Source organism: Bradyrhizobium sp., assembly GCF_016462955.1.
In the GTDB taxonomy this organism is placed as follows: Bacteria; Pseudomonadota; Alphaproteobacteria; order Rhizobiales; family Xanthobacteraceae; genus Bradyrhizobium.
Genome location: NZ_JAEMSD010000371.1, coordinates 1 through 6,887, shown reverse-complemented (window position 1 = coordinate 6,887; position 6,887 = coordinate 1). Strand labels below are relative to the sequence as shown.

Genomic DNA, 6,887 nt, shown 5'->3' with positions numbered 1-6,887 from the left:
CATGAGTTGTAGCCACATCCATAGATCGCCGACTCAAGTTTACGAAAGCTTGGTGTCCAAGGGCGCTTGTTCGATGTCCGGGAAGGGTGGTTCGAGGCGCGGGTGCAACCAGGCTTTTGGCGATAGCCGCCGGCCACCAGAACGCGTAGCGCCGCGTCGAGATTCTCGCGCTCGTAGATCCGGTTGAAAGTATCGGCGAACAGCACGACCTCGCGGCCGCCCTCGGAGCCGACCACCTCTGCCGGCGGCACGAACACGTCGCTGCGGAACGCGGGCAGCGCCCGGCGCGCGCTGATGCCAGCAAAGCGCTCCAGCAGCTTCCGCAGCAACGGGGTGCGGTTGCGTAAATTGGCGAGCGGCGCCAGGCGCGAGGCGAGGTTGGCATAGCGCGGCAGATAGCCGACCAGCCGATCCCGCAGCGTCAGGCCGTGGCTCGCGGCACGTGCCGCCAACACCTCGATCTTCATCTTGGCCATGTCGACGCCGGTGGGGCATTCGTGGCGGCAGGCCTTGCAGGAGACGCAGAGTTTCAGCGTCTCCATCATCTCGTCGGAGGCGAGCGCGTCGGCGCCGAGCTGGCCGGAGATCGCGAGGCGCAGCGTGTTGGCGCGACCGCGCGTGACGTCCCTCTCGTCGCGCGTGGTGCGATAGGACGGGCACATCACGCCGCCCTCGAGCTTGCGGCAGGCGCCGTTGTTGTTGCACATCTCGACCGCGCCCTGGAAACCGCCGCCCGCGCCCGGATAGGCCGACCAGTCGAGTTTCATTTTCAATTCAGTGACGCGATAGCCCGGCTTGAAGCGGAACAGCGAGCGGTCGTCCATCCTGGGCGCATCGACGATCTTGCCGGGATTGAGCACGCCGGCGGGATCGAACCGCTGCTTCACCTCCCTGAAGTCGGCGACGAGGCGCTCGCCGAACATCGTCTCGTGAAATTCCGACCGCACCAGCCCGTCGCCGTGCTCGCCGGAATGCGAACCCTTGTATTCGCGGACCAGCGCAAACGCTTCCTCGGCGATGGCGCGCATCGCCTTGACGTCCTTCTCCAGCTTCAAGTTCAGCACCGGCCTCACATGCAGGCAGCCCTCGGAGGCGTGCGCGTACATCGTGCCGCTGGTGCCGTGCCTGGCGAACACCTCGTTCAGGCGCGCCGTGTAGTCGGCGAGGTGCGGCAGCGGTACCGCGCAGTCCTCGACGAAGGAAACCGGCTTGCCCTCCTGCTTCATCGACATCATGACGTTGAGCCCGGCGGCGCGGAAGTCCGCAATGCCGCTCTGCAGCGCCGGCTCGGTGATCTCCACCACGCCGCCCCATTTGCGCTGATCGTTGGTCCAGCCGAAGCCGAGATCGCCCATCAGCTCGCCGAGCTGCTTCAGGCGCACTAGGTTGTCCGCCTGGTCCTCCTCGGCAAACTCGACCACCAGCACGGCATCCGGATCGCCCTTGATCGCCGCATTGATGATCGGCTTGAACATCGCAATATCGCGGCCGAGCGCGATCATGGTGCGGTCGACCAGCTCGACCGCGATCGGCTTCAGCTTGACCAGGTGCTGGGCCGCATCCATCGCCTCGTAGAAGCTGCCGAAATGGCAGACGCCGAGCGCCTTGTTGCGGATCACAGGCCACAGCTTCAGCTCGACCTTGGTGGTGAAGGCCAGCGTACCCTCGGAGCCGACGAGCAGATGCGCCATGTTGTTCGGCGCATTGCGCGGTACCAGCGCATCGAGATTGTAGCCGCCGACGCGGCGCTGCACTTTTGGAAAGCGCGCCGCGATCTCCTCGGCCTCGCGCGCCCCGAGATCGAGCATGTCGCGGAACAGGGCGCGCGCGCTGTCATCGGACCCGACATCGGAAAGATCGTGCGAGACCTCGCCGAAACGGCTCAGCGTGCCGTCGGCGAGGCTCGCCTCCATCGCCAGCGTGTTGTCGCGCATGGTGCCGTAGCGCAGGCTGCGGCCGCCGCAGGAATTGTTGCCGGCCATGCCGCCGATGGTGGCGCGCGAGGCCGTCGAGACGTCGACCGGAAACCACAGGCCGTGCTTTTTCAGCTGACGGTTGAGGTCGTCGAGCACGATGCCGGGCTCGACCACGCAGGTGCGGCCCGCGAGATCGAGCGACAAGACCTTGTTCAGATGCTTGGAGAGATCGACCACCAGGCCGTCATTGACGGTCTGGCCGCACTGCGAGGTGCCGCCGCCGCGCGGCGTGACCTTGACCCCTTCGTCGCGGGCGATCGCCAGCGCCCGCAGCGCTTCGTCCATGGTCCGGGGCACCACCACGCCCGCGGGCATGATCTGGTAGAACGAGGCGTCGGTGGCGTAGCGGCCGCGGCTGAAGCGGTCGAACAGGACGTCGCCGGTCATTTCCCGGGCCAGACGCGCCGCCAGGCGGTCCGAGGGGACCGATTCCGATGATGTTCCAGCCACTTCCGCCGCCATGGTGCGCTTTCGCCTGCCCGCCGGCACCGTCTTGCATCCCGTCACGGCCCTTGGCAAGCGAGCCCTGCTTCTTGTGCATTGACGGACCTCGCCGCGCGAGGGACAAGCCCGGCGAATAGTGATATGCGAGCGGCTTGCGGGAGCCCTCAATGCGGGCCCACGGACGCTCGAGCCAAGACAGCTTCAAAGACCGGGAAGGACGCCGATGACCGTGCACACTGGAAGGCATTTCCTACAGATTCCAGGACCGACCAACGTGCCCGACCGGGTGCTGCGGGCGATGGACATGCCGACGCTGGACCATCGCGGTCCGGAGTTCGCCGAGCTTGGTTTTGCCGTCCTTGCCGCAATGCAGCGCGTGTTCCGCACCAAGCAGCCCGTGATCATCTTCCCCTCGTCCGGCACCGGCGCCTGGGAAGCGGCGATGGTCAACGTGTTCGCACCCGGCGACAAGGTCCTGATGTGCGAGACCGGCCAGTTCGCCGTGCTGTGGCGCGGCATCGCGGCCAAGTTCAAGCTCGACGTCGATTTCATCCCGGGCGATTGGCGCCACGGCGCCGACCTCGCCGAGATCGAGACGCGCCTCGCCGCCGACAAGCAGCACGCCATCAAGGCGGTCTGCGTCGTCCATAACGAGACCTCGACCGGCTGCGTGACCCCGCCGCTGGACGTGCGCAAATTGCTCGATCGGCTCAAGCATCCGGCGCTGCTGATGGTCGACACCATCTCCGGCCTCGGCTCGATGGAGTATGAGCACGATGCGTGGGGCATCGACGTCTCCGTCGCCGGCTCGCAGAAGGGCCTGATGCTGCCGCCGGGCCTCGGCTTCAACGCGGTCTCCGAGAAGGCGCTTGCCGTGGCCAAGGCCAACCCGGGCATGCGTTCCTACTGGGATTGGCAGGAGGTGATCAACTTCAACAAGCTCGGCACCTTCCCCTATACGCCCGCGACCAATCTGCTCTATGGCCTGCGCGAAGCCGTGAAGATGCTGGAAGAGGAGGGGCTGGAGAATGTCTGGTCCCGCCACAAGCGCCACAGCGCCGCGACGCGTGCCGCGGCCAAGGTCTGGGGCCTGGAGACGCAGTGCGCCGATCCCGCCGCGCATTCGCCGGCGCTGACCGGCGTGCGCGTGCCCGAAGGACACGACGCCGACGCCTTCCGCAAGGTTGTGCTGGAGAACTTCGACATGTCGCTCGGGACCGGCCTGAACAAGGTCAAGGGCAAGGTATTCCGCATCGGCCATATCGGCCATTTCAACGATCTGATGCTGATGGGCACGCTCGCCGGCGTCGAGATGGGCCTGGACCTTGCAAAGATCCCGCACCGAAGCGGCGGCGTGCTCGCGGCCATGGACGTCCTGAAGGGACGTGACGCGGTGCCGATGGCCAAAGCCCAAGTTGCCTAGAGATTCAGGTGGCCTAGAGATTCAGCTGACCTGAGCCAACGCACTGAAGAAGAGAGCGCGCGATGAACGCACCGACGACGACCAACGAAGACCTGCTCTACTCCGTGACGGACGGCATCGCGCGGATCACCTTCAACCGCCCGCAGGCGCGCAACGCCATGACCTTCGCCATGTACGACCGCATGGCGGAGATCTGCCTGGAGATCAACGCCGATCGCTCCATCAAGGCGCTGATCCTGACCGGTGCCGGCGACAAGGCGTTCGCCTCCGGCACCGACATCTCCCAATTCCGCGCCTTCAAGACCGCGCAGGATGCGCTCGACTACGAGGCCCGGATCGATCGCGTGCTCGGCACGCTCGAGCAGTGCCGCGTGCCGGTGATCGCGGCCATCGCGGGCGCTTGCACCGGCGGCGGCGCCGGAATCGCGGCCTGCTGCGATCTTCGCATCGGCACCGAGACGACGCGGATGGGTTTTCCGATCGCGCGCACACTCGGCAACTGCCTGTCGATGTCGAACATCAGCCGCGTTGTCGCGTTGATTGGACCTGCCCGCACCAAGGATATGATCTTCAAGGCGCGCCTGGTCGAGGCGCAGGAGGCGCTGGCGCTCGGCCTGCTCAACGAAATCGTGCCCGATGTGGAGACGCTGCAGCGCCGCGCTGATGAAACCGCAAGGCTCGTCGCCAGCCACGCGCCGCTCACGCTGGAAGCGACCAAGGAAGCGGTGCGCCGCATCCGCCGCACGCTCTCGCGCGAGGAGGGCGAAGATCTGATCCTGAAGGCCTATATGAGCGAAGATTTCCGCGAGGGCATGGACGCCTTCCTCAACAAGCGCGCGCCTGTCTGGAAGGGCAAGTAAGCACATGAGCCGTCGGCGTCGTCCGCCGAAAGTCATAGGCGCCGATTTGCCGGGCTGCTTGCACTCGTCGGCTTTAGTCCGCACTATGCAGGGATAGAGTTCTTCCGCACTACAACTCAAAAAACATCAGGGGACGAAACTCGTGCGAATTTCAGTCAAGGCCGTCGGTGCTGCGACGGCGCTGTTGTTGAGCACGCCGGCTTTTGCCGGCTGGGAGCCCACCAAGCCGGTCGAGATCGTGGTGGCGGCGGGCGCGGGCGGTGCCTCCGACCAGATGGCGCGGATGATGCAGGCCGCGATCCAGAAGAACAATCTGATGAAGCAGCCGATGGTCGTCTCGCTCAAGGGCGGCGCCTCGGGTGCGGAAGCGCTGATGTACATGAAGTCCAGCGAGGGCGATCCGAACAAGGTGCTGATCGCCTATTCGCTGATTTACATGCTGCCGCTGTCGGCCAAGATTCCGTTCAACTGGCGTGATCTGACCCCGGTCTCGGTCGTTGCGCTCGACCAGTTCGTGCTGTGGGACAACAGCGCAGGACCGAAGACGGTGAAGGAGTTCGTCGCGGCCGCAAAGGCGGCAAGCTCGCCCTTCAAGATGGGCGGCACCGGCTCCAAGCGCGAGGATCACGTCCTGACCGTGTTCCTGGAGCAGAAGACCGGTGCGAAATTCTCCTATCTGCCCTACAAGTCCGGCGGCGAGGCCGCGACCCAGCTGGTCGGCAACCACACCGAAGCCAACGTCAACAACCCCTCGGAAAATCTGGAAGTCTGGCGCGCCGGCCAGGTGCGTCCGCTTTGCGTGTTCGACAAGGAACGCATCTCCTACACGACCAAGGTGACGGAGACGCAGTCCTGGGCTGACATCCCGACCTGCAAGGAGGAAGGCGTCGACGTGCAGTATCTGATGCTGCGCGCGATGTTCCTGCCGGGCAAGGTCACGGCCGAGCAGCAGGCGTTCTACGTCGATCTCTTCCACAAGGTGACGCAGACCTCCGAGTACAAGGAGTACATGGAGAAGCAGGCGCTGAAGCCGATCTTCCTCACCGGCAAGGACATGGTGAAGTTCCTCGAGGAAGACGATGCGCTGAACAAGTCGCTGATGTCGGAAGCCGGCTTCGTCGCGAAGTAATCGGTCTTCTTCACCTCGCCCCGCTTGCGGGGAGAGGTCGGATCGCATCGAAGATGCGATCCGGGTGAGGGGGGACTCTCCGCGAGTCCGACTTTCACCGTTCCTGCGGAGACTCCCCTCACCCTAATCCTCTCAGCGCGAGCGTAGCTCGTCGCGGCCCCGCAAGCGGGAGAGAGGGAATTGGCCACAGCAGCCCATGTCCCAATCCGATATCGAAATCATCGTCGAGGATCCGACTGCGCCCGAGGAGGACTCCCCCTCCGTCGTCTCCTCCGGCACGGTCGAGATCGCCGTCTGCCTGCTCCTGCTCGCGCTCGCCGTCACGCTCGGCTACGACAATTGGCGCACCGGCGCGTCCTGGGATTCGACCGGGCCCGAGCCCGGTTATTTCCCGTTCTATCTCTCCATCATCCTCGGCGGCGGAAGCCTCTACGGCCTGATCGCGACGCTCGTCTCGCACCGCACCGCGCGCCAGAACTTCGTCACGCGCGCGCAGGGCCGCCGCGTGCTGGCGGTGTTCGTGCCGACGCTGCTGTTCTGCCTGGCGACCCAGTTCCTCGGTCTCTATGTTGCGAGCTTCCTTCTGATCTCCGGCTTCGTGCGGCTGGTCGGCAAGATCGCGTTGTGGAAGTCGCTGCTGACCGCCGTCGTGTTCACTGCGGTCATGTTCGTTACTTTCGACGTCGCCTTCGACGTCATCATGCCGAAAGGGCCGCTCGAAGCGGCCCTCGGTCGCTAGGCGGGCACGCGATGGAAGCTCTCGGTCTCCTGCTCCACGGCTTTGCCGTCCTGCTGACGTGGAAGACGCTCGTCCTGATGATGGTCGGGCTGGTGCTCGGCATCTTCGTCGGCGTGCTGCCCGGGCTCGGCGGTCCCAACGGCGTTGCGATCCTGTTGCCGCTCACCTTCACGATGGACCCGACCTCGGCGATCGTGATGCTGTCCTGCATCTATTGGGGCGCGCTGTTCGGCGGCGCCATCACCTCGATCCTGTTCAACATTCCGGGCGAAGCCTGGTCGGTCGCGACCACCTTCGACGGCTATCCGATGGCGCA

General features: G+C 65.2%; 6 protein-coding genes. 5 read left to right on the top strand and 1 reads right to left on the bottom strand.

Going from position 1 to position 6,887, the window contains the following annotated elements; genetic code table 11:
• The coding region (locus JHD07_RS28535) for an FAD-linked oxidase C-terminal domain-containing protein (protein ID WP_291628258.1) at positions 1–2,438 on the bottom strand (2,438 nt) is incomplete at its 3' end.
• 205 nt (positions 2,439–2,643) lie between these two features.
• Between JHD07_RS28535 and JHD07_RS28530 the strand changes: the two genes are divergently transcribed.
• From JHD07_RS28530 to JHD07_RS28510, 5 genes are all read left to right on the top strand, one after another.
• Complete coding sequence (locus JHD07_RS28530; protein ID WP_291628256.1) at positions 2,644–3,843, top strand: aminotransferase class V-fold PLP-dependent enzyme; 1,200 nt, start codon at positions 2,644–2,646, stop codon at positions 3,841–3,843.
• Between the two features lie 62 nt (positions 3,844–3,905).
• Positions 3,906–4,703: an enoyl-CoA hydratase/isomerase family protein gene (locus JHD07_RS28525; protein ID WP_291628255.1), complete on the top strand. Its 798-nt coding sequence runs from the start codon at positions 3,906–3,908 to the stop codon at positions 4,701–4,703.
• A gap of 142 nt (positions 4,704–4,845) precedes the next feature.
• Complete coding sequence (locus JHD07_RS28520; RefSeq protein ID WP_291628253.1) at positions 4,846–5,832, top strand: tripartite tricarboxylate transporter substrate-binding protein; 987 nt, start codon at positions 4,846–4,848, stop codon at positions 5,830–5,832.
• Between the two features lie 196 nt (positions 5,833–6,028).
• Positions 6,029–6,571 carry a tripartite tricarboxylate transporter TctB family protein gene (locus tag JHD07_RS28515; RefSeq protein ID WP_291628250.1) on the top strand — a complete coding sequence of 181 codons (543 nt, stop codon included), beginning with the start codon at positions 6,029–6,031 and terminating at the stop codon, positions 6,569–6,571.
• 11 nt (positions 6,572–6,582) lie between these two features.
• Positions 6,583–6,887 (top strand): tripartite tricarboxylate transporter permease (locus JHD07_RS28510; RefSeq protein ID WP_291628247.1); only part of this gene is annotated, 305 nt, incomplete at its 3' end.

Bases quoted from the DNA above. Each gene is read 5' to 3' on its own strand.
- JHD07_RS28525 (WP_291628255.1), top strand. From the start codon at position 3,906: ATGAACGCACCGACGACGACCAACGAAGACCTGCTCTACTCCGTGACG.
- JHD07_RS28530 (WP_291628256.1), top strand. From the start codon at position 2,644: ATGACCGTGCACACTGGAAGGCATTTCCTACAGATTCCAGGACCGACC.
- JHD07_RS28515 (WP_291628250.1), top strand. From the start codon at position 6,029: ATGTCCCAATCCGATATCGAAATCATCGTCGAGGATCCGACTGCGCCC.